Origin of the sequence: Sphingobium chlorophenolicum (assembly GCF_000722875.1) — a bacterium.
GTDB lineage: Bacteria > Pseudomonadota > Alphaproteobacteria > Sphingomonadales > Sphingomonadaceae > Sphingobium > Sphingobium chlorophenolicum.
Window position 1 is genome coordinate 22,620 of record NZ_JFHR01000018.1, and the last position, 25,940, is coordinate 48,559.

The window sequence follows — 25,940 nt, forward strand, 5'->3', positions numbered from 1 at the left end:
ACTAGATGGATTCCCCGACTGGAGTCAACTATGCTCCCCTCATGACCGAAGTCGAACCAAAACCCGCGATGCGGGCACGCCTCCATTATCTTGACCAGTGCTTCGCCTGGTTGGGACAGGCGAATCGGCGCGACCTCATCGCGGCATTCGGCATCTCGAACGCTCAAGCGGCGGTCGACTTTCGCACATATCTTGAACGGGTCGCGTCGCCGGCTCCGACATATGATCCGGTCAGGAAGATGTATGTGGCCGCTAAAGGCCATGTCGGGCTGAGCGACACACCGGCCCCGGCTTCGCTCGAGGCGATCTATGCCAAAGCCCACGGCGATGCCTTCGCCCGATTGCCAGGCCCCGCCCGGCATTGCCCCGAGGAAGTCATGCGCGAACTCAATCAGGCGATCGAGCAGCGATGCTTCGTGGAGATCGACTATGTTTCGATGACAAGCGGCCGTCGCGATCGCCAATGGATCGCGCCAACGCACATTGCGAGCGACGGCGAGCGATTGCATGTCAGGGCTTGGAGCGAGGACAGGAAGGAGTGGCGTGACTTTCTTCCGATCCGGGTGTCGGCCGACAGTAGTTTCGCGACCCGGCCGATCAAGGAACAGCTCCCTCCCGACATCGACTGGGAGACCATCGTCGAGGTGAGGCTGCGGCCGCGGTCTGATCTATCAGCCGATCAACGGCGCGCGGTGCAGCGGGAATTTGGGTTCGAAGGCGAGGCACTGACCTTTCAGACCCGGCGCGCACTCGATTTTTACGTCGAGCGACGCTGGGGGCTCGACCGGCCCGGCGCCCGTCTCGAACGATTTTAGGCGCGCCGATGGCTAACGTCACCGTCGCGCCGCGAGAGCACGCCACCCCTGTCGAGGACCCAGCGATCCCCGAGGCTCGAAGCCTGCGGACAGGAAAAATCTTGGACGCTAAGCGGTTGATCAGTGCATTTCCGTATGACGCGGCGATACGATTGAGGGAATGCCTCAAGCTGGCGGCTTTTGCGGGCCAACCTCGACTGGCCTGCCCGGTTTGCGGTGTGACGCTTTTCCTCGCCAGCAGCATGCACAAGAACTTCTACCTCCGGCACCGGTCGGAAGATGGCTCATGCCCGGCGGTGACGCGCACCGGATTGTCCGAGGCAGATATCCGAGCGATGAAATATCGCGGCGCCCAGGAGAGCGGCGCACACCTCCGCATCAAGGAATTGTTGGTCCGTAGCCTGGAGGCCGATCCACGCTTTCGAGAAGTTGTGGTCGAAAAGACGTGGCATGCCAGTGAGGGGACGAAGGGCCTTCGGCGACCGGACGTCGCCGCCCGCATCGACGAGCTTAGACTGGCCTTCGAAGTGCAATTGAGCACGACGTTCCTAGACGTCGTGCTCGGGCGCAAGATCTTCTACAAAGAGCAGGGCGCCGCGCTTGTGTGGATCCTGCCCGGTTTCGACCCAAATTATCGTCGCATGACGACCGACGACATCCTGTTCGGCAATAATTCAAATGTCCTCGTAGTGGACGAGGCGACCGCAGCGGCGTCCGTTTCAGCCGGTCGATTCATGCTTCGGGTCTGGCATCGGCAGCCCAGAATAGAGGGCGACCGGGTTGTAGACGATTGGATCGAGCGGCTGGTCGGATGGGACGAATTGGAGATCGACGTCGATCGCCAAACTATTTGCGCGTTGGATTTCGATGCGGCCGAAGCTGCCTGCTACGCCGAGCTTCGCGAAGCGCGAGAACGTCAGCGCGTAGAAGCGGAGGCCGCTCATCGTGAGGCCATCGCTCGCATCGAAGACGAGCTAAGGAGTGAAGCATTCGAATGGGCGTTGACCGCGCCGGATAAGATCAACCCGGTCGAGCATGAAAAGCGGTGGAAAGCGCTGAACTATGCCTTGGTGCCGTTCTGCTACCACCTAGGAGGTCCATCATGCGACATCCTCGTGCCGATGCGCATGGTGTGGGTGATCGAGACAGCCCGCACCGGAGTTCCTGTCGGGTTTGGCCATCGGGACGTCCTGGAAGTGGCGCATCATCTACTTCACCAGCACCCTGAGCTGATCATCGGATTTGGACATTTGCTGCGCGCCTACGGCAATTTCCATTTGCTCGAGGAGCTGGACAAAACCGGCAAATGGAAAAGGAAGATAAGGAGCTACCGGTCTCTCATGCGTACTGACCCCCTGTTCAAGCTCGCCGAGGACGAGGACCGGCTCTTCGGCTTTCTCTCAAACGAACTGTGCAGAAAGCCGCCGACCGAAAAGACAGCCGACTAGATGGCCGACAACAAAAACCAGCACTTCGTACCGCGGGTCCACCTTCGCCCATTCACGGTGGGGGGCGAGGGGTTGGCGATCAATCTCTTCAACCTCGACCGCATGAAGGCGATCCCCAACGCGCCAGTCAGGAACCAGTGCTCCGGGGACTATTTCTATGGGCAGAACCGGCTGCTGGAGAATGCGATCAACTTCATCGAGAACCCCTATGGACCCGTCATTCGCCACCTGTCGGACAATGGCGCGATAGGCTCCGCTGTGGAGATCGTGCTGAAGCGCTTCATTTATCTCCAGTATCTGCGGACGGAGGCCGCCTCATTCAAAGCCAGCGAGATGGTGCTGGCGCTGCACGATGTGCCCGGTTCCGACCTGCCGGTCCCGACCGTCAAAGAAGCAGCGAAGGAGGCGGTCCAGGTGGCGATGCTCAGTTACAAGGACACGATGCGCATCGTTGACGATCTGACGCTATGCATCGTGCGAAATCGAACTGACTCGCCGTTCGTGACGTCAGACGATCCGGCGGTATTGACGAACCGCCTGCACATCCAGCGGCCCCGGAAGGGTCGACCGAGCTTTGGGGCGAAAACAGCCGGGGCGATATTCATATTGCCACTGACCCCAAAGCTCTGCGCTGTCCTTTTTGACGGGGCGGTCTACAGCTCGAGTCACCACGCACATTGGATCGATGCTGATCGATCGGACGACATCCTCGCTCTCAATGCTCACCAGATCATGGGCTGTTGGGCCAACCTCTATTTTCGGGATTGGGAGGATCGCGAGCTAATCGCTGCACAGACGGAGACGACCAAGCCACTGCGCCCAGAGACCCGCCAGACTGCGACGCAGGCTGTCTTGGAAAAGACGAGTGACTGGGGCGAATATTATGCGGTCAGGAAGCTCACGGACATCCGAAACGGCGAAAAGGTACTCGTGCATGTCGTGTCGAACCATCCGGTCCCGGCAGCATGGCCGTCATTCTTGCGGTTTCGGCCGAACGGACGGGCCTATTCCAACAACACCGGCTCTGGCCTGACCCGTCTATGGTGTCTCGAGCAGGGCTTCGTGCGCGGTGAAGGCTATCGCAAAGTGTCGATCTGAGGCGAGAAGCCTCGCAGGAAGGACGTTGAATGGGAGCGGTCACGGCATCTTCGGTCTACTACATTAAGCTCGGCCGCAAAGGCGATTGGGAAACCGAGAGCATCCACGACGGTGTCCTCCGATTTGGCTATCGCGAGGCACCGCATGTCCTTTGCGCGGCGGGAGACTGGGCGGCCGTTCGTGAGGCAATGATGCGCATTCGGGGAGATGCCGGCGCTGCGACCCGCGACGTGAAGCAGATCCGCGCCTTCTACGAGAGCGACGAGACAGACATCTTCATCACTTTCGTGGGCGGTCTGCTCTATTGGTGCCGGCCGTCCGGCGAGATCGAAATCCTCGACGACAACAGCCACCGCCGATCGACGCTGGATGGCTGGCACAGCACCACGACAGGCGGCACGCTGCTGACCGCCGACCGCCTCTCCGGCCATCTTCTCAAGGTGCAGATGTTCAGGGGCACGATCTGCGACGTCGCCGCTGCCGACTATCTGCTGCGTCGGCTTAGCGACGAACTGTCGCCTGAAGTGGCCGCGGCAGAGGAGGCGGAGAGCGCGCTCATGGTGGCCGTCATTCCGCTGATGCGGCTCCTGACCTGGCAGGATTTTGAGCTGCTCGTCGACCTGATCTTCTCGTCGAGCGGCTGGCGCCGGGTCAGCCAACTCGGGCGAACTCAAAAGACTATCGACCTTGAGCTCGTGCTGCCTAGCACCAGCGAGCGAGCGTTCGTCCAAGTAAAATCCAAGGCAAGCCGTGCTGCGCTGGATGACTATGCGGTGCGTCTGGAGGAAGCCGAGGCCTACGACCGAATGTTTTTCGTTTGGCACACAGGTGCTATCCCCGAGGATGAGGCCCCGGAGGGCGTGATCATGCTTGGGCCGCAGCGTCTGGCCAGAATGGTGGTCGATGCCGGCCTATCGTCATGGCTGCGCGAAAAAGTCACATGACGCCCAGCAATGCCCGGCCGATCAGCGGGATGAGCCTTTGCGCCGTCTGACCTTTTCTGCTGCCAGCTCGATCCAGACGGGAGCGTGATCGCTCGTTTTCTCCCATCCGCGTACGTCACGGTCGACTTGAGCGTCGACCAAGCGATCCGCGAGCGCGGGACTTAGCAGAAGGTGATCTATCCGAAGGCCGGCGTTGCGCTGGTAGGCGTTTCGGAAATAATCCCAGAAGGTGTAGATGATCTCATCCGGGTGCATCGCCCGAAGAGCGTCAGTCCAGCCTTGCTCGAGAAGCCTGAAATAGGCGGCCCGGACTTCAGGCGCAAAGAGCGCGTCGTCAAGCCAGCGCTCGGGTTTGTAGACGTCGCGCTCTGTCGGCATGACGTTGAAGTCGCCGGCGAGGATCACGGGTAGGCCGGACTTGAACAGCTCGTCGGCATGCCGGATCAGCCGTTCGAACCAGCGGAGCTTATAGTCGAATTTGGGACCGGGTCGCGGGTTACCGTTCGGGAGATAGAGGCCGGCGATCAGAATGCCGTTGACGGCTGCCTCGATGTAACGGCTGTGGCTGTCATCAGGGTCGCCCGGCAGACCGCGTCGGGTTTCGTGAATGTCGCCCACACGACTGAGGATCGCGACGCCGTTCCAGCTTTTCTGGCCGTGCCAGATGGCATCGTAGCCAAGGTCCCGGATCGCCGCTTCGGGAAAGTTGTCCTGTTGCGCCTTGAGCTCCTGCAGGCAGACGACGTCGGGCTCGGCTTCCGACAGCCAACGTAGGAGAACGGGCAGGCGTCCGTTGACGCCATTCACATTGTAGGTCGCTATCTTCACAGGTCGGGCAGGACTTGGCTGGCGCGTCCCCAACCGGAAAGCGTCTTGAATCGCGCGCGTCTGACCAACTCGGCGGCTGATCCGATGCCGAAGTGCGATGGCTTGTCGATCGATTCCATCTCTTTCCAGGTGATCGGTGCAGCGACCGGCGCGCCAGGCCTGGCGCGAACGCTGTAGGGCATGACCGCAGTCGCCCCGCGCTGATTTCGCAGATAGTCTATGAAGATGCGGCCCTTGCGCTGCGCCTTGGGAAGGGCGGCGGTGAAATGCTCCGGATCACTCTGGGCGACGGCTTGAGCGAGGCGATGCGCGAAGTCCTTTACCTCCGGCCATTCCGCCTGCGGGGTCAGCGGCGCGATTACATGGACGCCCTTCCCGCCGGTGACCATCGGGAAGGTCGCTAGCCCAATCGATTTGAGAATATCCCGGAAGTGGAAGGCCGCGGTCCGAACAGCCTCGAAGTCGAGGCCCTCATCGGGATCGAGGTCGAAGACCAGCCGATCCGCCTTTTCGACGTCCTCGATCCGCGCACCCCATCCATGAAACTCAATCGTGCCCATCTGGACGCAGGTCAGCAGCCCGTCGGCCGTATCGAGATAAAGATAGGGCTCTTCGTGGCCGTCCTTTTCCCGGATACCGAGGTGCTTGACCATGTCGCCGAAGCTGCCGGCGTCGTGCTTCTGGAAAAAGCACTTCTTGGCGCGTCCCTGCGGGCAACGAACAAGGCTGATCGGTCGGCTCCCGATCCACGGCAGCATCACGCCGGCAACCGCCGCATAATAGTCTGCAAGCTGGCCTTTCGTTATGTTGGATTCGGGAAAGACGACCCGTTCACGATTGCTGATGGCGATCGATGAGGTCGCCGGCTCGGCCACCGCCTCGACGTGGGCCTCTGTTTCCAGCACCACAGCTTCGGGCTTCTTGTCCTCGCGCAGGCCCAAATAGCTCGGATGCCGCAGCGTCCCGTCGTTCGTCATTTCGGTGAAGGCGATCTCAGCAACCAATTTGGGCCTGAGCCAATGCGCACCTCGCGCGTCGGCCCGCGGCGCTTTGACTGTAGCCACGTTCTGCTCGAGGGGCTTCATGGTCTCCATGAGGCGCTGGATCTCGTCCAGGCTGAAGCCGGTGCCGACCTTTCCGGCATATCGAAGCTCGCCGTTCTCATGAACGCCGAGCATCAGTGACCGAAAGGCCCGGGACTTGTCGGAGGGTGTCCAGCCGACAACCACAAACTCCTGGCGCTTGATGCACTTGGTCTTGAGCCAGCCACCCGATCGCGACCCGATATACCGGCCGGTTGCCTGCTTCGAGATCACGCCCTCCAGACCAGCGTCACAGAAGCTGTGGAGCAGCTTCTCACCACTGCCCTCTATGTGATCGGAGTAATGCAGGCGGGTGCCGCGGGTCGGGATGATCCTGCGCAGTCTCGCTTTACGCTCGGTCAGCGGCAAACCCGTGAGGTCTTCACCATCGAGCTCGAGGAGATCAAAGGCATAATACTCGATCGAGGCTGGTGCCCCCTTCAGGGCGCCCTGAAGTGCCTGAAAGCTTGATCGACCATTCTGATCCGCGACGACAGCCTCGCCATCGATCAGGGCCGAACCCACCTTCAGTTTGGCCGCATCGGCCGCGATCGCGGCGAACTTCTCGGACCAGTCGAGGCCGGAGCGGGTATAAGCGCGGGCCTCGCCACCACCCACGGCCAGCTCCAGGCGATAGCCGTCATATTTGATCTCGTGGAGCCAGCGCGCGCCAGAAGGCACGCTGTCTACCAGTGTCGCGAGTTGGACAGGGCGAAAGGCGGGCAGTGAGAACTGACCGGTATCACGCACCTTTTCTCGCTTCGGTTTCGCGCTCGCTGCCATGGGAAGAAGACTCGATTCCCGTCGATCGGGTTCCCGCACCGTGCGACAGCTAATCAACTGAGAGCGTCTCTCCGCGCAGGCACCTGGAAACCGACCGGAATCAAGCGCGTTTCAAGTTCAGCAAACAATGGAGTGAAACGCATGTCTGACGACAAAACGCTGCGCGCGCCGCAGGATAGCTCACGTATCGCTATGGGCGAGGATTATGAGGTCGAGTATTGGACCAACAAGTTCGGCGTCAGCCGTGATCGCCTCCAGCAGGCGGTGGACGCCGTGGGCAACAGCGCCGACGCGGTCGAGAAGCATCTCAAAGGCTAGTTGCAGCCACCCGCGAGCCGGATTGATTGTCACCGGTCCGGCTCGACCGTCGTTGCGAGACTGGCGTCGACCAGGCCGAAATAGTCGCGGGTGTCCGCGTAGACATATTGCTGCGCACTCTGGATAGATATGCGATTGGCGGCATCGATCAGCGCCGGCGGCATCAGGGCGTCGAGTTGGTTCAGCAGCTCGCTGTTATAGCTCGCGAGGAAGATTGCCGTCGGAGAGAGTGGCAGCGAGATCAGGCAATTGGGCGATGCAAGGCCCGGCAACATGCAGATCGGAAAATCACTTGTAACCAGGCCATAGGGGCCGTCGCGGAAATGGAAGACGCGCCAGTCCATTCGAGCGATGTCCGCCTTCATCTGGGGCAGATCGACCAAACCCGGGATCAGCGTCGTCCCAAAACCCTCGATCAGGCCGCCGACGCCGCGCTCCTTCAGAAACTCCATCAAGGTCTGCGGGTGCCCAGGACGGCGCAGCGCCTCATACTCCTCCGGCCGCGCCGCGATCTCCCGTGCCAGCGTCTCCGACGCATCGGCCTTAAGTTTGCGTAGAAGGTTGGGCAGGCGCACCAGCAGGGACATCAGGAAGCGAACCCATGCCATGCGCAAGTCCGTTGGCAGCAAGGGCTGCGCGCTGAGGAGAATCCGCAACGCCCTCGCGGCCGGATCGTCGATCTCCGGCCCCATGAAATCGCGTTCGACGGCGTTGCGATGCTCGGGCGGAACGCCGTTCAGCGCATAGAGCCCCCTCTCCGCCCCGATCGTCTTTGGCGCATATTCGCGGACGAACAGCTTTCCGCGTTGGCGCGAATAGGTTGAGAGCTTCCCTTGCGCATTCGCCCAGCGTGAGAGGTAGAATTGCGGCAGGAAGTGGTGGCGATCGGGGTCGCTCAAACCCGTTCCCCGACGATGGTGTTCTGCGCGTTCAGAGGAGCGCCTGCTGCACGCTGAGAGGCGGATAGACCTGGGTCGGGATGAGGCTGCCCTTGGGCAGGACGCGCAGGACCTCGCTCGCCGGCACGGTGGGATCGAGCCAGTCGGCCCATGCATCGCGCGGCAACGGGATGATCTGTCGGCGGTGATAGGGCTTGATATCTTCTCCGGGCTCGGTGGTGAGCAGCGTGAACGCCTCTCCCTCGGGGGTCGAGCGCCAGATGCCGGCGATGCAGAACCAGTCGTGGTCGCGCATCGTGAAGAGCCATTTGGTCTTCCGCTTCTGCTTAGGGTCCTGGGGCTGGGTAAACTCGTAGAACCCGTCGGCGAGGATCAGGCAGCGATGCGACGTGAACTCCCGGCCCTCCGACTGGTAGTTGTAGACGGGTTTGCCGTTGTGGCCGGGCCAGCTCCATCGTCGATTGACCAGTTCGCCGATGCTCCTGCCCTCGCCACTTCGGACGATCGGCGCGATATCGCTGATCTTGATGTCCTCGCGAGCTGCGACGTTTGGCGTGCCCTCAGGCATTTTGATCTTGATCTTGAGGTCTTCGAAATCCTCGACGATCGAGGCGATGTCGACCTCCAGACGATAGTCATTGCACATCGGTCATCCGTTCCGCTTGTTCTTGCGACTCATCCGTGTTCCATATATGTTCTTACCATGTCCACGCCAACGCCGTTCGACTCCGAGGCGCCCCTCGAGAAGCTGCTACCCATCATCCGGCGAAATCCGGACGATATGCAAGAATTGGAAATGGTCGAGGCCCGGTGGGGCTCCAATCCCCGATTTAGCGACGGCACTTCGTTTCGGTTTGTGCGCTCCGAAGGCAAGACATTCCCGACGCAGCGCTGCCTCGTTCCCGCGTCCGAGTTCCATATGACGGTGGGCGACAAGCAGTACCGGGTGAAGCTCGACGACGGCAATTTCTTCTATCTCGCCGCAGTGTGGGAGCCGGCGATGGCCGAGTGGCCCCTCTCGTTCCGGGTCATCACGGTGGCCGCCAATCCCGAGGTCAGCCGTTATCAGGATCGGCACGGAGCGATCATCCTAAGGCGCCAGCGCATGCAGTGGCTCGACAATAGCGTCCCGGAGGCCGACCTTCTCGAGACGCCGCCGGCGCGAACCTTCATCGTTGAGGAGATTACGAGCGGGCCGCGCCAGAAGGCGCTCGCGCTCTAGTCTGGAACGGTGATCGCCATACCGCCAAGCTGCGAGATCAACTCGGCGCGAGTGATCGGCACATCATAGCGCCATTCGAGCAGCCGAACGCCGTTACGCGCAAGCAAGCTGCGCTTCCTCTCGTCGCGGGCGCAGGTGAGCTCGAAGCCCTCCTGCCCCCCGAACAGCGCGATAGGCTCATAGTGCTGCTGGCCCTGATACTCGATGGCGAGACCCAGCTCGGGCACATGGATATCGATCGACTGCATGCCGAGAAACGGAGGACGCCATTGATGGACGGCGGATGGCCAGATCGTTCGGACGAGATCGAGCAACGCCACCTCGGACACCCAGCCGCGCCCGATTTCAGGGATCGAGCGCTCGCGGCGGAAGGCTTCCTCGGCCGCGACCATGGCGCTCGCAAAGAACTCTGACGCGCCGGTGTCGGCGACGCCGATATTCCTTGAGAAGATCCGACCGCGCTGGCCGCTTGGATTTGAGAATTGGGCCATGTGGCGCCGGTAGGTGGCCCAATCCGCGGACGGTGGCAGCGGCGGTATCATCGACGACCCGAAGTCCGGCCGCAGCCTGGTCATTTCTCCAAGAACGGGCGGTTCGAGCGCGAACTGGGCGTCCAGATGATCGAGAAAGGCTTCGAACTCCTCGAGCAGTCGCCCGGAGATCAGCGATTCCTGGCAGTGCTTGCGCGCCAGCACCCGGATGTCCTGCGCCTGAAGCGGGCTCCTAGTGAGGAACCGCAGGTAGATGACCTCGTCGAACAGGGGTTCCCGGTCGCGGCCGGGGATCGCCTCGACCAGCGCGAGGGCCTCCTCAAGCTGGTCTGTCTCGGTGAGGTCCAGCACGCGCTGCCAATGTGGATCGGGGTCCCAAGGGCCGGCGTTCACATCGGGAAGGTCGGCCGGCAGTCCGATTCCATCCACGCCGCGCCATTGGTTGCCCATCAGCCGAGCCTGCAGGCCGTAGCTCCGTGACCGATTATTGTCCTCCCAGACACGCGCGATCGGCAGCGCGGGATCGAGCGGTGTGGCGGTCCAGGATTGGCCCTCAGGGATCCCTTCGGGCCGCATCACATAGCCGATATCGAAACCAGCCGCCGAATAGTCCCCCATGGCGAGATCGCCGATGGCTTCCACCAGCCTTTCGTAGAGCCGGACCTGGTCCTTGCGTACCCCGACCGAGACGAGAACGCGCCCGCGCGCCGAAGTTTGGCGGGAGACGGCGGGCGCGTAGGTGGCAAGCTCCACGGCGCGCCGCCTGCGAATGCCGGAGCCTTCGAGGAAATGGATGCGGTGGGTGATGTCGTCGGCAAAGTCCGGATAGGACAGCGGCACCGGCTCGACCGTCTTGGCGGGCCGCTTCTTGGCCGGAGCCTCCGGGCCATATTCGGCGAGGAGCTCGCCGCACAGTTTCGAGAGCTTAGCAAAGTGCATTGCCGCCGGCGAGCCTGGCGGCCGCTTGCCGGAGAGCGTCGCATAGAGCTTCTGCCATTTGGCGAGGTCGCCCCGGTAGAGCGCGCGCCAGGTCCGGTTCTTCAACGTGTCTTCGTAAAGCTTCGCGTCCGCGCGAAACGCATCGAGGCCGGCGTCCCCCTTCTCTGGCGGCGGCGGCTTGAGGATCACGGACAGTTCAACCGAACGAGGGCGAGCCGTCGGCCCAGCCCGACGCCTGCCAAAGGACATTGAATTGATCGCGCAGCAGCGGCTGCATCGGTGCGGAAAGGTCGTCGACGCGCAGCTCCGGCAGAAGCAGCTCGGGCTTGCGGATCGTGCGGCCACCACCCCGCGCGCGGGTGAGTTCGACGTCCTCAACACCGCGAAAGGCGATCGCGACCAGCCCCGGGCCGGTGAGCCCAACCGCGGCGAGCACGCCGGCGAGGCGCTCGAGATGGGTGACGATCGCAGTCTCAAGCTCGCGGCCATCGACCACGATCTGCGGATCGTTATCGACCCGCGCACCGATCATCGTCTCGAATTCGATGGCACCAGGTCGCACGAAGCGCGTGCGCCACCGGGTCTCGGGATTGTTGTCCGTCGGGATCCGCGGAAGCCCATAGCTCCACCATTGGCGCTCGTCCGAGTCCGACTGGACTCGGACCTGCATGTCAGGCGGAAAGCGCAATGCGGCCGTCATGACGAGCTTCGGATCCAGCGCAGGCCGATCCATGGCAACGAGCGGCACGATGCGCAGTGTCATGCTGGGCACGGCGACGATCTCTGGAAGTCCCCCGCGCATCCGGTCCATCGCCAGCTCGTTGACCTCGTTCCGAGCCGCTTCCCATCGGGGGTCGACCTGCGGGGCGGCGGGCGGCTGCGCCGCGACGCGGATCCGCGACCGCCCGACCTTCTCGAAGGCATCGATCGCATCGATCAGGGTCGTCGACCGTGTGTTCAGCTCCTTAACCGCGGCGAGGGTTGCCGGCTGCATACCGCGCCTGACATCCTCGTCCGTCTTCACCCAGGCCATGTTGTGGTTTTGGTCCATGACGTGGACCCGCTCGTAGACCAACTCCATGAGCGACGTGTTCGCCGCGCGGACAGCCACCGCAGCCTTCTGCAGCGTCTCGTCCTCGAAATCGAACGCGGCGCCTGCCCAGGTGGCGGCCATGTCGTCGAGCGGATCGAGCGCCTTGCGCGGGTAAGGAGTTCCGAAATTATGCTCGCGCAGGAACAGGCGCAGCGGCTCGGGAAATTGCGCGCGATAGCGCTGCAGCAACTCGACATCGTGCGGATGAGGCTCGACCGGCGGCTGCGCCATGCGGAGCACTTCATCGTCGAGGATCAGGCGAAGCGCGCTTTCCAAATCCTTCTGCAGACCGAGCCGGGCCGCCTGCCGATCCTCATCGCTCGCCTCGGCCGGACAGTGGAACAGGATCGGGCGCTTGAAGTGCGTGAGGTCGAACGGGAGGGGATGATCGTCCGGGTGCCCCATGGCCGTGTTCATCACGCCGACCATCCTGCCCCACCCGCGCGACTTCAGTGCCCAGCCATGCTCGAGCAGCACATTGGGATTGGGCGAACGCTGGCCCTTGGTCCGGGTCGCGACATGGGTGAGGTCGGAGAGGAAGGCGACAGACCGATCGATCTTGCCGAAGATAGTGTCGGCGAGCGGGGGCATGCCGCTCACGTTAACGGTGTCACGATCTGCGTGAAGGTCGCGGTCTGCAGGATCGACATCGGCGTCTGCGTTGAGAGCTCTGATCGCACGATCGAGCGCCCACTGGATGAGGCCCCGGCCGATACGGTTATCCGTGTCGCTCTGCCAGGAATAGAAGATGTAGTTCGGCATTCAGCTCTTGATTCGCCCCGTTTTCGCTTGGCGATCTTGCTATCACGGCTCAGCCCTCCCGGCAGCAGAGAGAATGCGGTGCTCAGCCCTGGCGCAGGTGCCCGCTAGTTTTGCTCGTGAACTTCCTCGCCTTCACTTCCATGATGGCGCAGCATGTGCTGCAGCATCGACCAGCTCGAGCGATAGCGGTTGGTGGCTGTCGGATCGCTCGACACCACGACCAGCGCCGACAGGTCGGAGGGCAGCGCCTTGGAAAATATCATGCGCAGCGCGTCGTCGGGCGAACGCGCGCGCGGCGCGGCCGCGGGGTTGGTTGCCGCGCGCAGCAGATAGGTCGCAAAGTCTATGCTATCCTCCAGCACATCGGTCGTCGTCGGGCTGCGCACGCTCTCGGCGGGCTTCACGAGAGGCGGCAGTGGCGTCTCCTGATCGCCGAGATTCTCGTAGAAGATATAGGCCGAGGCGCAGTCATTGGCCGCAAGCAGGTTCAGCTGGGGGCCACGCAGCTTGTTCGCCTGTGAGACGCTAGCGGTTGGCCGTGCGTAGCGCTTGGCCTGGAAGATCAGCGGAATAATACGGCGCTCCTCCACCTCTCGCCTTGCGCCGGGCTGGACCATCCGGCCGTCGAAGTCGAGGATCAGCCCGAAGTCGCCGCCGGTAACCTGCTCCCCGCCTCCGACCTGCAAATCGATGTCGCTGATCGCGAGCGTGGCACCGTTGCGCGCGACGGCCGGCGCGATGACTTCGGACCAGGCCTTGCCTTGTGTGGCCAACGCCTCGAGCAAATGCGCGGTGAGGCCCTGCTCCCCCTTTCTCGACGTGCAGCGTTCAAGCTGAAAGCCTGTCTCGGCCTCCAGCGCCGAGAAGAACAGCCACCAGTCGGCGAGATCCCGGTAGCAGGGCGGTTGGGTAAGGACGCGGTCGAGCAGCGCCGCCCAGGAGTTCAGCGCTGAAGGATCATCCCTGTACATGTAGATCATCGACGCGGTGCCGGCGCCGGCAAGCCATTCGCTGGTGCCGCGCACGGCATCAGCCTTTCGCTTGTCGGCAGCCGGACAGGCATTGGTGAACTCGCCCATTCCCCGGACAGTTTCCTCGTCTGTCACCAGCGAATGCGCTCGGCTCATGGCCGCGAAGATCTCGTCGCCGTCCATCCCGAAGGCGCTGAGCATCGTCTCATCGTGTCCGGTCATAGCAACGCCCCAATTGTCCCCCCGTTGATGTGCCCGAAGCCTAAAGCGGCCGCGGGCCGGTGACCATCAATCTTGTCTTCAAATTGCCGTCTGGACGGCGATGAAGATCGATGATGTGCCCGGCGCCGGGATCGAACTTCATCAAGTCCGCGACCGTCTCATAGGATGTATTCGGGCCGAAGAACCGTTTCGGCCCGTGCCATTTCTGTCCTTCTATCAACCGGACCCGGTAGGTTCCGGACGGCACCGGAACTTCGATCCGCTCATTGGCACCGACATAGATCGACAGTGCGTGCTGGTTCGTGTCCGGGTCGTAGAGCTGAACCACGGCGCTGGCCGCGCTGGCCGCGATCGTGAGCGAGCTTTTGCTGACGAAGCCCACGACATTTCCAGCAACAGTGACCGAGCCTGTTTCGGGAAAGGGCTGGATGGCCTCAAAATCCGGAATCCAGCCCCTCCGCTGCGCCTCGCCGTACATCGGGATGAGCATCGCCACGGCCGACAGCAGCAGGATCCACCTCTGAGCCGCGTGGCCCGCAAACCTCGGCCGGCTTCCTTTCGGATCGATCCAGAGCCCCGTATGTTCGACACGGCCTTTCGCGTCGATCCACGAAGCGCTCCCCAGACGTGCCGCCGTCTCGCGACGGCGCCGCTCCCGCATCTAATCGCGATCATCGATGCCCATCCTGGCCCTCCCCCTTAAAACCAGCCGTCCTTTCGGCCTTCATTGCTGTCGCGCAGGCGCCGCCCGTCGACCGCCGAGCGCCGGATCTCCAGCTCGACCTGATCGCCCTTGCGTCGCGTCCGGAAGTCCGCCTCGCTGAGGCCGTTGCGGCGCGCGTAATCCTCGGCCGCCTTCTCGCTGCCGAACTTGCCGCCCTCGTCAAAATCCCATGCCATGATCGGTCTCCTTCATTCTGCCGGCACCACGCCGGCGCTTCGCTACAAATCGAGGCCCAGGCTCCGCTCGGGGAGCGGCGGCAGCAGGTCCGCCTTGTCGGGCTTGAGATCGGGTGGCGCCTTCAGATCGTCGCCCTTCGCCGGCGTGGCCGCCGGCAGCGGCCCATCCGGAAGCGGGGGCAGATCAGCGAGGATCTCGTCCTGTCCGGCAAGGTTGATGCCGTCGATCGGGCCTGGGTCGAACTTGACCCGCTCGGACCCGGCCTTCTTGCCATCGATGTCGAGGCGGCCGAGCGTTTCGAGGGCGGAGGTCTTGTTGCCCGGGTTGGCGTCGAGCTGGCGCTCGAGCCGCTCCTTGTCGTCGACGACCATGGTGAGATCGTCGCGGACGCGGGTCACGCCGACATTGAACAGGCGCTGGTTGGACAGGTTGCGCTCGTGGCTGTCCATGACCGTGATGGCTTTGTCGGTCGTGATGCCCTGCGCCATGTGCATGTTGAGCGCGTAGGCGAGGTCCAGGCGCGAGAGCATCGGATCGCCGAGCTCGAGGGTCAGGGTCTGCTTGGCCGCCGTCTCGACAGTGACGCCGCTCGCATCGATCGCCACCACCCGCGCGAGGGCGGCATTGTGAAGGTCGCGCGGCTTGTCGTTGGCGGTCCAGCGAATGCGGTCGCCCTCGCGCACGTGGAGGTCCTTCTTCTCGGTCAGTTCGAGGCGATCGCGCTTCTCGGTGGGCGAGAGTTTCTGGAGATCGAACCGGACCTTGCGGCCGCCATGAGACAGCTCGACCTTGCCCGAGGGCAGCACTCTGGTGACGTCGTAGCGACCCTGCCCGAGCCCGACGTCCTGCGCGCCGCCGCGCCCGACGTCGAGGGTTTGTCCGGGCCGATAGGAGGAGGCGTACCGCAGCTCCTCCCGGGTGAGGTTGACCCGCTCATAGACGGTCAGGTGGATGCCCTCCCCCCTGACGCTGCCCTCGGCCGCAAGCCCGTCCTGGATGCGCTGGTTGATGATCGCGCGGGACTCCCGACCCGAGGCGAACACGGCGGTGGCCGCGCGGTCCTCGCCGGAAAGGGCGAGCCACATTTCGGCGGCGGTTTCGGGCGGGCTCTCGCTCTCATGGACCTTGTCGCCCAGGACTTTCATCGCCTCGCCGGCCTTCCCGACATTGGCGAGCGCAGCGACCGTGCGCAGCGTGTCGGTGCGCTGACGGATATTCTCGTCCATGCGCGCCATGGTCCCGCCGCCCGCCTGGATCATCGCGAAGGATTTGCCGGCATCAATCGAGGAGAGCTGCTGGCGATCGCCGACCAGGACGAGCTTGTCGACGGCGAGCGCGTCGGCGATCTGGTGGAGCCGCAGCATGTCATTGCTCGACACCATTGAGGTCTCGTCGACCACGAGCATGGCGCCGGCGAGCCTGGCACGCGCATCCTCGAACCGCGGGCTGTCGCGCTCGGTCACGAACTTCCCGTTGGCGAGGACGAACGAGGCGATCGTCTGACTCTCGATCCCCGCCCCCTCGGCGAGGTCCGCGACCATCTTGTTCTGGAAGGCAAGGCCGAGAACCTTGCGCCCCTCCGCTTCCGCGACACGAGCGACCGCCTGGAGCATGGTCGACTTGCCGGCGCCGGCGATGCCCTGGATCGCAACCGTGCGATCGGCCGAGGAGAGAATGAGCGTCGCGGCGCCGAGCTGGCCGGCATTGAGCGACCGATCGGCCACCGCCTGCAGCCGTTCGGGCGCGTCGGCCGCTGAGACCATCGGCGTCGCTGTCCCGGCGCCCGCCTCGACCGCGGCAAGGATGTTCTGCTCGGTGCGCAAGGCGTCCTGCGTCGTCAGCATCTCGACGCCTTTGTCGCCGATGCGTGCGACCCCCTGGATGAGCTGGCGGTTCTCGATGAGCTGGCCGATCCGGTGCTCGACCGTGTCGATCGTCACTCCTTTGAGGCCGAGATCCAGCGCGGTCTTCGAAAGCTGATGGTGGCCGAACGCCGCTTCGCGCTCGGAAAGGATCCGCACCGCCGAAGCGACCGCAAGCTGCGAGCGGGCGACGGCCGGCGATTTCGTGGCGCGGGCTAGGCCGCTGTCGACCAGCGGATCGGGCGAGCGCAGGAAGCCGCCGACAATCTCGCGCGCGCCGGCGATCACGTCGGTGACCGCCCGATAGCCGCGTTCGAAGCGGGTATCTGCGAGACCCTGCCCGGCCCGTGCATCGGCCGAAGCGAGCAGGCTCTTGCCGTCGAAGCCGAGCGCGGCCGCCTTGTCGATCCAGCCCTGGACGAGAGTGCCACGGTCCTCGACATTGAGCTTGGGATCGCGGGTGGTGGTGGTGACCCCGTCACGCCCTTTTGGCGAGACGATGCCGAGCTCCGCCGCCTTCTCGAGGATGGCTTCGCGCCGCTGGCTGAAGGCGTCGATCACCGCCTTGGGAACGCCGGCGATCTCGAAGGTGCCGTGCTTGCCCTTCATTTCGACCTGGTAGCCGAGCTGCTCGAGCCCGCTGCGCAGGTAGGCGTGGTAGATGGCGCCGATCGTCGTGTTGTTGCTCCAGATCTTGTCGGCATGGAGCGCCTGCCACTTACCGTCCGGCATGCGGGTCAGATTGGCGACGACGGCATGGATATGGGCCTGTGGATCGAGCGCCCGGCTCGTGTCGTGCTGGAAGAGTGCGTAGACGAGGTTGCCGGTGCGGACCGGCACCTTGCGGCCCTCAATATCCTTGCGCCCTTCGGCGAGGTTTTTCTCGACCCAGGCCATGGTCTTCTGGACCGCGCTCATGTTCGCCGCGAACACGCGCTTGTCACCGGCGATATAGGCCATGACCGACACCGACTTCGGCACCGAGAAGGTAAGGTCGAGCCCATTGCGCCGGTTCTCGACCTGGGCGATGCCTTCCCCGCTCGGCAGCACGCCGCTCAGCGTTTTCTCGAAAGCGTCGCGGGCGACCTCGCCGGAAAGCCCCAGCGCTTCAGCCCCTGCCCCGCCCCATTCGCTGATCTCGGCCGAGCCGTCGGCCGTGTAGTAATTGTCCTTGAAGTCGTCCTTCGCGAAATAGTTCGCGGCGCCGGCTGCGGAACGGACCGAGGCGATCGAGTGCATGGGTCAGATGCCCATATCGAGATCGTCATTGTCGCGTCCGGCGGCGAATCCCTGGCGCAGCTCGATGAGAGTCTGGTCCTCGACCTGCGGGCCGGGCGCGACGGCGCCGCGCGCATCGCGCCGCTCCCCCTCGGGCCGCGTGGCCGCCGCCTGTTCGCCCTCCCTGGGCGTGCCTGCAGCCCCCTTGTCGGCCGTGCGGTTCGCCGGCGTGGACTGCTCGTCGCGATCGTCGTTGCGCTGAGCGGTGCGCGCCGCGTCGGCGCTCTCTTCCTCGGGCGGTCCCTGCAGGATCCGGGCGGCCATGTCCTTTGCGAGATTGGTCGATTCGACGACCTCATCGATGATTTGCGCGGCGCCGTCGCGGCCGCCGGCCTCGCCCCCGTCTTCGGAGAAAGCATCCTCGCCGCGGCGCGAGCGCACCGGCTGCATCGAGGGCCGGGCCATGAAGCCACGGGCGACCTCGGGATAGTCCTTCCACTCGAGCAGAATGCGCGCGGCGGGAAAGCCATCGGGGAACTTCACGAACCCGTGCATCGAGGGCAGGTTCGTGATGTCGTCAGCGATGACGAGGGGCTCGACCTGCTTGCGCGGGGTCAGGGTCGAGGCGTCACGATTGTTGTTGTAGCCATAACTATAGGCCTCATCCATCTGCCGCACTTCGCGGTTGCCGATATATTGCGAGCATTCCTCGGCGGTCTTGAGTTCGCTGGTCGCGAGGATGAGCTTGGTGCGCGCGAGTGAGGCGAGATTGCGGGCGCCCTCCTCGCCATAGACCTCGACCAGTTTCTGGAAGCTGTGGAGCCCCAGGATCATCGCGCCGCCGAAGTTGCGGGCGGTCTGAAGTCCCTTCTCGATCGCGGGCAGGCGGTGGAGCGCACCGACCTCGTCGAACATGAACCAGGTCCGCAAGCTGCGGGTCCGGGGCAGCGTCATCAGACTGGTGATTGCGAGATTCATCCAGAGCGTGAGCAGCGGCCTGTTCATCTCCAGGTCGTCGTAATCGGAGGTGACGAACAGGATCGATCCAGGCGCGCGCTCGGTGGTCATCCAGCGCCGGATCGAGAACTGTTCGCCCTCGTCCGGGAGGAAGCGCAGGACCTGCGCATTGGTGTTGAAGACGGCGCGGATGGACTCGGCCATGCGGGCGGCTTCCGGCGCGGTCAGCGGGTCGGCGATGGTGTTGGCGAGGAAGCGGTGAACGCGCTTCAGGTCCGCCGTCATCAGGTTCTCGGAGAGGGCGAGATTGCTCGTCTGGCCGCGCTCCTGGAGGCGCACGCACATCTCGATGAAGAGGGTCCGCGCCGCGAGCGCCCAGAAGGGTTCGGACGAACCACCATCGGACGGGATCAGCGCCGCGGCGGCGGACGTGAAATGGCTGTAGGTCGAGCAGTCGTTGAAGATCGACCAGGCCGGGCAGCGCTGATCCATGGGGTTGAGGATCGTGTCTCGGGCCGGATCGTAGAAGGCTTCAACATAGGCGCCGGTAAGGTCGAAGATAACGGCATTGTCCTGCCGTTGACGCATCTGGGTGACCAGGCTTCTGAGTTCCGTCGTCTTGCCCGCGCCGGTCGTGCCGATGAGCATGGTGTGGGACTGTTCGAGGCGATGCGGATAGGGCACGCCGGCGAGCGTGTAGGGATGATGGATCCCGCCCGCCTTTCGCTCGGAAAAGGGCAGGCGGAGTACGGCGGCCGGGCTCAGCCGGGGGAAAAACTGGTGTGCATCTTCTTCGAACTTGGCGGCATTGTGCTGCGCGATTTCGGAGACGAGGACGGCGCGAACGACGAGCATGGCGCCGCGCTCATGGCGTTCCTGAAGGATCGATTTGCCGCGCCGGCGGGAGATGTCGATGAACCAGATCGCGAGCGGCGTGACGACGAAGATCGAGACCAGGAGCGAGCCGATCAGTGCGTGGACGGTCGTGGCCCAGGCCTTCTGGACGGCGGGGATATAGGGCACCGCCGGCATGATGGTTTTGTAGACCTCGCCGCTCGGCAGCGTGACGTTGACGCGCTTGTTCGGGTTGAGGTCGACCCAGTTCCAGAGGCCCGCATAGACCTTCATGCAGACGAGCTGGAAACCGTGCTCGTCGAGGCGGATCGAGAGGATGATGAACCAGGCCAGGAGGAAGGCGAAGAACCACGCCAGGATCGGCAGCCTGGCGCCCGAGAACCACATCAGCATCTCATGGGTGAGAAGCTGGGAGCCGCGCGTGAAATTGCCCGAGTTGCGCTGCACGCGGCCGCGCGCGGAGTGGTGGGTCAGCGGGATGTTCTGACCGTTCGAGCGGATGTCCTTACGCGCCATGATATTGGACCAGGCGCTTGTCGGTTTCGGCGACAAGCCGATCGCGCAGTTCGGGATATTGCTCGCGGATGATGACGTCCAAGGCGAGCTGCTGGAACTCGCTGATGCGGGCCAGCCGGCGCTGGCTGGCGGTCAGGACGTCGGAGGAGGAGAGGAAGACATCGAGGGCCGACCGGATGATGTCGGCGACCGTCAGCTTCTGCTCGGCGGCGATCGCGCTGAGGCGGTCCCACTGGGAGCGCTCCAGGCGGATATTGTAGTGCCTGTAACTGGTAGCCAAGACCAACCTCCTAGCAGGGAGGCTGGTGGGGACCGAAGAAGAGCCTTATTTATAGCGGTGCAGCTGAGACCGGGCAAGTTGATCCTGCGACCCCGTCGCCCTGTAGTCTCGCGTAGTACATGGGATTGGCGGATTTCCGTCCATTTCGCGCGGCCTCAAATCCGTACTACGCCATACTCTCCTTCCCTTCCGCGCTAAGCCGTTGTGCAACAACGGAAACCCTGCACCTTCAGGTGCGTAGGGTGTGCTCATCCTTTGAGACTGATCCCAGGTCCCGGGCCTGTTCGAAGCTGGTTGGAGGGCGCCGTTTGCCGGGTCTGGCAGGGCAGAGGTCCGCCGTGAGGCGGAACCGCGATTCCCGGTGCTGCCAGGCAGGCCGGTCGCAAGAGGGATGCCGTCCGGGGCCGTCCTCTCCGCGCTCGGGCGAAGCCCGAGACGCGGGACCAATGGCGGCCGAAGGCCCCATTGGGAAGGCGAGGATCGTGACCCGAACGGGCTGAGACAAGGCGTCGGCCTTAGCGAATAGAGCCGTGATCGGGCCTTGGCCTGATCCGCCCAGCCGACCCAAACTTCTTCTTCCGGGCGTCAGGCGCCACAGCTATAGTCACCCGGTTCATAGCCCGATTAGCCTTCACAAGAGGCACTTATGGCAAAGACATTGGAACAGGAGCGGTTGGCACTCGAAGAGGACGAGCGGAAGCTGCAGAGCCGACGCAAGATGCTCGAAGAGAAGGAACGTGAACAGGCGATCACGCTGGTCGAACGAGCGGGGCTGCTGAAGCTCGACGGCAAGCGGTTGGGCGCCCTCATGGATCGGATCAAGACACTCGGTATCGAGGCCGTCGAGAAGAAGCTGGCCGCCTGACCCCGACCGCCGCGGCGGCGCCGCGGCACGGCCATGGGGGGCTCGATGCCCCTCATGGCCGTATCCCTCCCACACAAAAAAAGGGAGAGGCGCGCGGCCCCTCCCCTCACCCTTCAGAACTCGTCGGACATCCGGCCGGGGACCGTGTGGACCACCCGGTCGATGAGCCGCATCGGCAGCGCGTCGTAATCGCCCTCGTCGATGGCGACGTAGCGGCCGTCCTCCTCTTCGATGATGTGCTGGTCGAAGAAGCTGTGGAGCGCGCGACGCTCGGCGAAGGCGAGAGCGGCGAGATAGGCAGCGGCGTCGGCGTGGGCGGCGGTCGAGATGATCTGCATGATGGTGCTCCTGTCGTCTTGAATGACAGGGGAATGGTCGTCGTTGAGCGGGCCGCCGGGTCAGGGACGCCGGCACAGCCGGCGCCGCGAAGCGGCGGTGGGGGTCACGATTTTCCTTGGCGGCCACTGTCCTTGAAGGAGAGGCGCGCCGTTCGTTCCGCCAAGGAAAATGGTGGGGCCCCGCCGTCCTTGACGCGGTGGTTCGCTCAACGACATCCTCGGAAATCTGTGAGAGATTTTATCCTCTGATGGGAGCGCGACGGTCGCCCCACGGGCTTTGAGGCGCGGGCTCCGGAGATTGCTTGCACCGATCGGGGTTCAGGCCGTTATGGAGCGGCGCGTTGACATCGCAATGGTCAGCATCGCGCCGTTCAGTTTGGTTCATTGATGTCCCTGTGTTAGTCCCCTCGGGCGCTGCAGAACGGGCAGCGCCGGGACTGGTAATCCCGTCGAGAACGGCAACTCGGTGTGAGGTTCACGCCGGGGTGCCTGCGCATATGTCCAGGTGCCTCGGCACTAAAAGCGTAGGCGCATGTCTCGACGTGTTACCAGCCCCGGCTCCCGCGCCCAGTGCGCGGGAGTTGATCTGGACGGGCGCGCCGACAGCTCCGATAAACCCCCGCGCTCGGGGTGGTGATATGGACCATGATGATAAGGAGCCTACGGTCGTGCGTGCGCTTGCGCTGGCCCTGACGCGGCAGGCGCTGACCTATGCTACATCGCTGAAGGACGAGGAGGCGAGCGAGCATCTGCAACTCGCCATCGAGGCGCTCATCAAGCCGCGAGCGCTGCCCGCGGGCTGAGCGCCAGGCAGGCAAAAAAGGGTACGCCAGCGAGTGACGCGCCCCCCTTCTGCGTCTCCAATGGGGGAGGCTAGGCCCATTCGAGGCGCGTTGCGCTGTCCGTGTCCGCATAGGAGACAAGCCGGTCGAGCTGGTCGAGATAGCGGGTCGTCCCTTCAGCGTCGGCGCGCCGGCGGACGGCCGGGTTGGAGAGCCGCGCGCGGATGGCGTCGACGGGAATTTCACCGACGTCGTCGGGTCGGATCGCGAGGCTCTCCAGCAGCGCATGGGCGCTGTCCGTTGCCAGGTCGAGTTCGACACCGGCGTCCGATGTCGGCGACACGCGCATGCGGATGACGCGGTCCGTCTCATACCACCAGATAGTCACCCGCCGGCTGCGGAACTGGGCCTCGTCCAGCACGGCGATGACGGCTTCGTCATAGTCGAAGATGCGGGCGGTCGCGGCGATCGCGAGCGGGCAGATGCGCGCCTCGAAATTGAGGGCGAGTACCCGCTCCTGGTCGCTGTCGGGATCGAGGAGCGCGAGGCCGAGACGCTGGCCCTGCTCGCGCAGATAGGCGCGAAAGGCGGCGAGCTGGCGGGCATTGATGGTGGCGACCGGTCCGGGCTGATCGTCGGCGGCGGTGGCGATGCGGAACGTGATGGACATCTCGTCCTCCCCTTGTTGAACCGCCTCGCTCTCACCCCCCTCCCCTTTGGCCGCGCAGCGTGGTGCCGCGAGCGCGAAAGCGCTCAGTCCTCGCGGCGCGAGGGGGCTCGATGCCCCCAAGCGCCGCATGCCACGGAAAGAAAGGGAGGAGAGGCCCCGGCCGTAGCCGAGGCCCCTCCGCCAGGGCTCAGGCGCCCTGCTTGATGCGCTGGTGCGCGAGCCGGACGATGTGGAGCGGGACGCCCGCCTGCCGCAGCTTCTGGGCGAGATTCTGCTGGATGCCCGAGCCTTCGCAGATGACCGCTTCCACCGGCTTGAGACCGAGGATGCGGTCGTTGCGGACGAAGGCGGCGCGGTTGCCCTGACTGCGGTCGAGCCGGAACTGGATGACCTTGACGCCGCGCGATGCAGCCCAGGCGTGCGCCACCGCATCGCAGCCCTTGGCCTGCGCGGTCGTCGCGAGGATCATTTCCGGGATGCGGGCCTTGATGCCGTCGAGACCGTTCCAGAGCAGGTCCGCATCTTCCCAGACCTGGCCACCGGAGAAGGCGACGACGGGGCCTTCCGGCGCGAACTGTTCCCGGCGCTCGCGGGCGCGCGAGGCAAGATAGTCGCGAGCCTCGATCATCGACGCATTGAGGGCGCTGGAGACCCGGCTTCCCCGGACCGGCGAGAAGGGCTTGCCGGTTTCGACGCGGTAGACCTCGGCCGCGTGGTCGCGCATGCACTCCATCGCTTCGCGGCATCCCTGCAGCGTCTGGCAGAGCAGCTGCGTGTCCTCCAGTTCGGCGGCGTAGATCTCGGACGGGTCGTAGCTGCGGGCGAGATCGCCGAGCTTCTTCGCGGCGTCGTCTTCCCGGCCCTCGATGCGCTTGGCGACGACATGGAAGCTATTGGCGAAGCCCCAGGCGAGATCGGTCGCGAACGGCTCCAAGCGCGTGTCGCGCAGCACGTCGAACATCGTCTGCATCATCATCTCGACAGCCGCGCGAACCTGCTCGGGATCGGGCATGTCGATCTGTTCGGCTTCCTGGACGACCTCCATCTTGGCGAGTCCGCCATGCTCGACGAAGGCGGCTTCGTAGGTCGTGGACCGGTCGTAGTTGCTGGTTTCTTCGGCGATGAAGCTGGCGAGGTCGGCGAAGTTCGTGAAACGCATGATAGCCTCCATGAGAGTTTGATCTCATCCACTCGATGAGGCCTCTCTCAGGACGTGCGGCGGTCGGGTCGGTCAGGGACGTTCACCGGGAAGCCGGCGCAGCCGGACCCGGTGAACGCCGCCACGCGGGGAGCGGGGGAGCCGATTTTCTCGGGCCTGGAGCGCAAGCGGAGGGTTCGTGAAAATTGGGGGGACCGCTCATCCTTGACGGGCCCGGATCCCCGCACGTCATATCTAGGAAGTCATAAGAGAGAGATTTTTTGGGCACTCCCCTCGCCCCAGGCGCCCCTGCAAGGCGGTCGTCACCCGGCAGGGCGGAGACGCGGCAGCGCCGTGGCTCCGGGAGCCAAAGGCGACTAGGGCGCCGGTCCCGCCGGAAAGGCGGGATGCGTCAGCTCCTTTAGAAGATTGGGCGGCGGTTCACTGTGGTGCATTGAATGTTAGTCGAACCGGAACGCCAATTCTGGCAAGTCTTCGCCATGACGACGAACAATCCTTTTGGCCCCGGCGGCCCTTATCACGACCCGTTCCGCCGCGAGCGCGAGCAGATGGAGGCGCTCAAGCGGGCGCTTGGTCCCGCCTATGAGCTTCAGCAGCGGATGAAGGAGCTCGAGGGGCCGCTGGCGCATGTCCGAGAGCTGCAGCGCAGCGGCGTTTTGTCGACCGCCTATGAGACCGCGCGCTCGCATGCGGACACCATCGAGAAGTTGAAGGCGCTGACGACGCCGGCCTGGGCGCTGACGATTTCCGAGACCGCCCGCACGATCATGCACCGCGACGCTGAGCTGATCGAACAGCAGCGACGGTTGTCGTCTAGTGTGCTCGACACGATGCGCGCGTTCGACGCTAACCGGTCGACCGTGGCGGCAGCGATGGCGGCGGCCAGGACCGGCGAGACCTATCGCCGGATGATGGCCGAGATGCTGCCGCGCGTCACTGCGTTCGGCGCGATCGCAGAGCGCATGCGCATGATCGACATCATGACGCTGCGCGCGAGCGATGATGACGTGGAGTCGTCCACGGTCATCGCAGCCGAGATGGTGATCGAGACGCAGCGCATCGCGGAAGCGATCGCCGCGGCGCCGAGCGAGGAGGAAAGCGCGGCGCTGTTCGGCGAGATGCTCGAGACGATCTCGACGGGCATGACGAAGCTCGGCCCGAAGACGATCGCCGAGATGAGCACGATGGGCCTCATGCAGTGGAGCGGCTGGCTGTTCGGGTTTCTTAGCTTCGTGCTCGCGATCGTCACCTTGCTGCCGAACCAGTCGGCGGAGCAGACGAAGGCGATTGCCGAGCTGAACCAGAAATTCGAAGTCCTCCACCATGACAACGAGCGCCTGATGGCGGCCGATGCGCACGCCAGCGAAGCCTATCTGGAGAAGCTCCAGAAGGCCGAGCTGACGCGCGCCGCGACGTTGCGCCGCAAGCCCGAGCGCGCTGGCGACGTGGTGCTCAGGGCGCAGAGCGGCCAGGTCGTCGCGATCGAGAAGAAGCAGGGGCGTTGGCGTCTGGTCGTGTTCCGCGATCCTCTGTCAAATCAGCTCGCGCGCGCCTGGATCTATGAGACCGCGCTGATGCCGCTGGCGCCGTCGCTCGGCGAGCCCCGCGAATAGCGATCGTGG

General features: G+C 64.1%; 24 protein-coding genes. 9 read left to right on the top strand and 15 right to left on the bottom strand.

The annotated features are described in order from the left end of the window. Positions 1 to 41: 41 nt before the first annotated feature. The 4 genes from BV95_RS09595 to BV95_RS09610 are packed head-to-tail and all read left to right on the top strand — an operon-like array spanning position 42 to position 4,305. Positions 42 to 815 carry a BrxR family transcriptional regulator gene (locus tag BV95_RS09595; protein ID WP_051749687.1) on the top strand — a complete coding sequence of 258 codons (774 nt, stop codon included), beginning with the start codon at positions 42 to 44 and terminating at the stop codon, positions 813 to 815. A gap of 8 nt (positions 816 to 823) precedes the next feature. After that, positions 824 to 2,263: a DUF6035 family protein gene (locus BV95_RS09600; RefSeq protein ID WP_037450673.1), complete on the top strand. Its 1,440-nt coding sequence runs from the start codon at positions 824 to 826 to the stop codon at positions 2,261 to 2,263. Next, complete coding sequence (locus BV95_RS09605) at positions 2,264 to 3,361, top strand: DUF4238 domain-containing protein (RefSeq protein ID WP_037450676.1); 1,098 nt, start codon at positions 2,264 to 2,266, stop codon at positions 3,359 to 3,361. 29 nt (positions 3,362 to 3,390) lie between these two features. Further along, on the top strand, positions 3,391 to 4,305 hold the full coding sequence (locus tag BV95_RS09610) for a restriction endonuclease (protein WP_037450677.1): 915 nt from the start codon (positions 3,391 to 3,393) through the stop codon (positions 4,303 to 4,305). 21 nt (positions 4,306 to 4,326) lie between these two features. Here the strand turns inward: BV95_RS09610 and xth are convergent, their stop codons facing one another. After that, positions 4,327 to 5,133, bottom strand: coding sequence for an exodeoxyribonuclease III (gene xth / locus BV95_RS09615; RefSeq protein ID WP_037450678.1), 807 nt, complete (start codon positions 5,131 to 5,133; stop codon positions 4,327 to 4,329). Beyond that, the gene (ligD, locus tag BV95_RS09620; protein ID WP_037450679.1) at positions 5,130 to 6,998 is read right to left on the bottom strand and encodes a DNA ligase D; all 1,869 of its coding nucleotides are present in this window, start codon (positions 6,996 to 6,998) and stop codon (positions 5,130 to 5,132) included. The genes xth and ligD overlap by 4 nt, the downstream gene beginning before the upstream one ends. 141 nt (positions 6,999 to 7,139) lie before the next feature. Between ligD and BV95_RS23025 the strand changes: the two genes are divergently transcribed. Next, positions 7,140 to 7,316, top strand: a complete 177-nt coding sequence (locus tag BV95_RS23025) for a DUF3606 domain-containing protein (protein ID WP_081873334.1) — start codon at positions 7,140 to 7,142, stop codon at positions 7,314 to 7,316. Between the two features lie 29 nt (positions 7,317 to 7,345). Here BV95_RS23025 and BV95_RS09625 read toward each other — a convergent pair whose 3' ends face one another. Together BV95_RS09625 and BV95_RS09630 are read right to left on the bottom strand one after the other, a co-directional pair. Then, positions 7,346 to 8,215, bottom strand: a complete 870-nt coding sequence (locus BV95_RS09625) for a DUF4238 domain-containing protein (RefSeq protein ID WP_051749688.1) — start codon at positions 8,213 to 8,215, stop codon at positions 7,346 to 7,348. A 31-nt stretch (positions 8,216 to 8,246) separates the two neighbouring features. Further along, positions 8,247 to 8,861, bottom strand: a complete 615-nt coding sequence (locus BV95_RS09630) for an SOS response-associated peptidase family protein (protein ID WP_037450680.1) — start codon at positions 8,859 to 8,861, stop codon at positions 8,247 to 8,249. A gap of 57 nt (positions 8,862 to 8,918) precedes the next feature. On the opposite strand from BV95_RS09630, the gene BV95_RS09635 reads away from it, so the two are divergent. Next, positions 8,919 to 9,437 carry an SOS response-associated peptidase family protein gene (locus BV95_RS09635; protein WP_037450688.1) on the top strand — a complete coding sequence of 173 codons (519 nt, stop codon included), beginning with the start codon at positions 8,919 to 8,921 and terminating at the stop codon, positions 9,435 to 9,437. Here BV95_RS09635 and BV95_RS09640 read toward each other — a convergent pair. The 8 genes from BV95_RS09640 to BV95_RS09675 form a co-directional block, all read right to left on the bottom strand. Further along, the gene (locus tag BV95_RS09640) at positions 9,434 to 11,056 is read right to left on the bottom strand and encodes a hypothetical protein (RefSeq protein ID WP_037450691.1); all 1,623 of its coding nucleotides are present in this window, start codon (positions 11,054 to 11,056) and stop codon (positions 9,434 to 9,436) included. The genes BV95_RS09635 and BV95_RS09640 overlap by 4 nt on opposite strands. A 7-nt stretch (positions 11,057 to 11,063) precedes the next feature. Then, entirely contained in the window at positions 11,064 to 12,722 is a 1,659-nt protein-coding gene (locus BV95_RS22700; RefSeq protein WP_051749689.1) for a hypothetical protein, read from the bottom strand. A 104-nt stretch (positions 12,723 to 12,826) separates the two neighbouring features. After that, a complete protein-coding gene (locus BV95_RS09650) occupies positions 12,827 to 13,915 on the bottom strand; it encodes a hypothetical protein (RefSeq protein WP_037450693.1) in 1,089 nt (362 codons plus the stop codon). 40 nt (positions 13,916 to 13,955) lie between these two features. Then, positions 13,956 to 14,576: a hypothetical protein gene (locus BV95_RS09655; RefSeq protein WP_234703137.1), complete on the bottom strand. Its 621-nt coding sequence runs from the start codon at positions 14,574 to 14,576 to the stop codon at positions 13,956 to 13,958. A gap of 38 nt (positions 14,577 to 14,614) precedes the next feature. After that, entirely contained in the window at positions 14,615 to 14,815 is a 201-nt protein-coding gene (locus tag BV95_RS09660) for a hypothetical protein (RefSeq protein ID WP_037450695.1), read from the bottom strand. Positions 14,816 to 14,857: 42 nt separating this feature from the next. Beyond that, entirely contained in the window at positions 14,858 to 17,917 is a 3,060-nt protein-coding gene (gene mobF, locus BV95_RS09665; RefSeq protein ID WP_037450698.1) for a MobF family relaxase, read from the bottom strand. A 3-nt stretch (positions 17,918 to 17,920) separates the two neighbouring features. After that, entirely contained in the window at positions 17,921 to 20,224 is a 2,304-nt protein-coding gene (locus BV95_RS09670) for a type IV secretion system DNA-binding domain-containing protein (protein WP_037450700.1), read from the bottom strand. Further along, positions 20,214 to 20,504: a hypothetical protein gene (locus tag BV95_RS09675; protein ID WP_037450703.1), complete on the bottom strand. Its 291-nt coding sequence runs from the start codon at positions 20,502 to 20,504 to the stop codon at positions 20,214 to 20,216. Before BV95_RS09675 ends, BV95_RS09670 begins: the two co-directional genes overlap by 11 nt. Positions 20,505 to 21,150: 646 nt before the next feature. Here BV95_RS09675 and BV95_RS09680 point away from each other — a divergent pair. Beyond that, complete coding sequence (locus BV95_RS09680; protein WP_037450706.1) at positions 21,151 to 21,369, top strand: hypothetical protein; 219 nt, start codon at positions 21,151 to 21,153, stop codon at positions 21,367 to 21,369. 113 nt (positions 21,370 to 21,482) lie between these two features. On the opposite strand, the gene BV95_RS09685 is transcribed toward BV95_RS09680, so the two are convergent. After that, positions 21,483 to 21,707, bottom strand: coding sequence for a hypothetical protein (locus BV95_RS09685; RefSeq protein WP_037450707.1), 225 nt, complete (start codon positions 21,705 to 21,707; stop codon positions 21,483 to 21,485). 668 nt (positions 21,708 to 22,375) lie between these two features. Between BV95_RS09685 and BV95_RS24740 the strand changes: the two genes are divergently transcribed. Continuing rightward, a complete protein-coding gene (locus tag BV95_RS24740) occupies positions 22,376 to 22,510 on the top strand; it encodes a hypothetical protein (protein ID WP_255265438.1) in 135 nt (44 codons plus the stop codon). Positions 22,511 to 22,580: 70 nt separating this feature from the next. On the opposite strand, the gene BV95_RS09690 is transcribed toward BV95_RS24740, so the two are convergent. Next, positions 22,581 to 23,159 carry a hypothetical protein gene (locus BV95_RS09690; protein ID WP_037450708.1) on the bottom strand — a complete coding sequence of 193 codons (579 nt, stop codon included), beginning with the start codon at positions 23,157 to 23,159 and terminating at the stop codon, positions 22,581 to 22,583. Between the two features lie 187 nt (positions 23,160 to 23,346). Then, positions 23,347 to 24,330, bottom strand: coding sequence for a DUF2493 domain-containing protein (locus BV95_RS09695; RefSeq protein WP_037450709.1), 984 nt, complete (start codon positions 24,328 to 24,330; stop codon positions 23,347 to 23,349). A 467-nt stretch (positions 24,331 to 24,797) separates the two neighbouring features. On the opposite strand from BV95_RS09695, the gene BV95_RS09700 reads away from it, so the two are divergent. Further along, positions 24,798 to 25,931 carry a hypothetical protein gene (locus tag BV95_RS09700; RefSeq protein ID WP_037450710.1) on the top strand — a complete coding sequence of 378 codons (1,134 nt, stop codon included), beginning with the start codon at positions 24,798 to 24,800 and terminating at the stop codon, positions 25,929 to 25,931. The last annotated feature ends 9 nt before the right edge of the window (positions 25,932 to 25,940 follow it).

Coding starts and splice junctions, on each gene's coding strand:
- BV95_RS09695 (WP_037450709.1), bottom strand. CDS start 24,330: ATGGAGGCTATCATGCGTTTCACGAACTTCGCCGACCTCGCCAGCTTC.
- BV95_RS09685 (WP_037450707.1), bottom strand. CDS start 21,707: ATGCAGATCATCTCGACCGCCGCCCACGCCGACGCCGCTGCCTATCTC.
- BV95_RS09655 (WP_234703137.1), bottom strand. CDS start 14,576: ATGCGGGAGCGGCGCCGTCGCGAGACGGCGGCACGTCTGGGGAGCGCT.
- BV95_RS09605 (WP_037450676.1), top strand. CDS start 2,264: ATGGCCGACAACAAAAACCAGCACTTCGTACCGCGGGTCCACCTTCGC.
- BV95_RS22700 (WP_051749689.1), bottom strand. CDS start 12,722: ATGCCGAACTACATCTTCTATTCCTGGCAGAGCGACACGGATAACCGT.
- BV95_RS09700 (WP_037450710.1), top strand. CDS start 24,798: ATGACGACGAACAATCCTTTTGGCCCCGGCGGCCCTTATCACGACCCG.
- BV95_RS09600 (WP_037450673.1), top strand. CDS start 824: ATGGCTAACGTCACCGTCGCGCCGCGAGAGCACGCCACCCCTGTCGAG.
- BV95_RS09680 (WP_037450706.1), top strand. CDS start 21,151: ATGGCAAAGACATTGGAACAGGAGCGGTTGGCACTCGAAGAGGACGAG.
- BV95_RS23025 (WP_081873334.1), top strand. CDS start 7,140: ATGTCTGACGACAAAACGCTGCGCGCGCCGCAGGATAGCTCACGTATC.
- ligD (WP_037450679.1), bottom strand. CDS start 6,998: ATGGCAGCGAGCGCGAAACCGAAGCGAGAAAAGGTGCGTGATACCGGT.
- BV95_RS09630 (WP_037450680.1), bottom strand. CDS start 8,861: ATGTGCAATGACTATCGTCTGGAGGTCGACATCGCCTCGATCGTCGAG.
- BV95_RS09660 (WP_037450695.1), bottom strand. CDS start 14,815: ATGGCATGGGATTTTGACGAGGGCGGCAAGTTCGGCAGCGAGAAGGCG.
- BV95_RS09670 (WP_037450700.1), bottom strand. CDS start 20,224: ATGGCGCGTAAGGACATCCGCTCGAACGGTCAGAACATCCCGCTGACC.
- BV95_RS09610 (WP_037450677.1), top strand. CDS start 3,391: ATGGGAGCGGTCACGGCATCTTCGGTCTACTACATTAAGCTCGGCCGC.
- BV95_RS09690 (WP_037450708.1), bottom strand. CDS start 23,159: ATGTCCATCACGTTCCGCATCGCCACCGCCGCCGACGATCAGCCCGGA.
- BV95_RS09635 (WP_037450688.1), top strand. CDS start 8,919: ATGTCCACGCCAACGCCGTTCGACTCCGAGGCGCCCCTCGAGAAGCTG.
- BV95_RS09650 (WP_037450693.1), bottom strand. CDS start 13,915: ATGACCGGACACGATGAGACGATGCTCAGCGCCTTCGGGATGGACGGC.
- mobF (WP_037450698.1), bottom strand. CDS start 17,917: ATGCACTCGATCGCCTCGGTCCGTTCCGCAGCCGGCGCCGCGAACTAT.
- BV95_RS09595 (WP_051749687.1), top strand. CDS start 42: ATGACCGAAGTCGAACCAAAACCCGCGATGCGGGCACGCCTCCATTAT.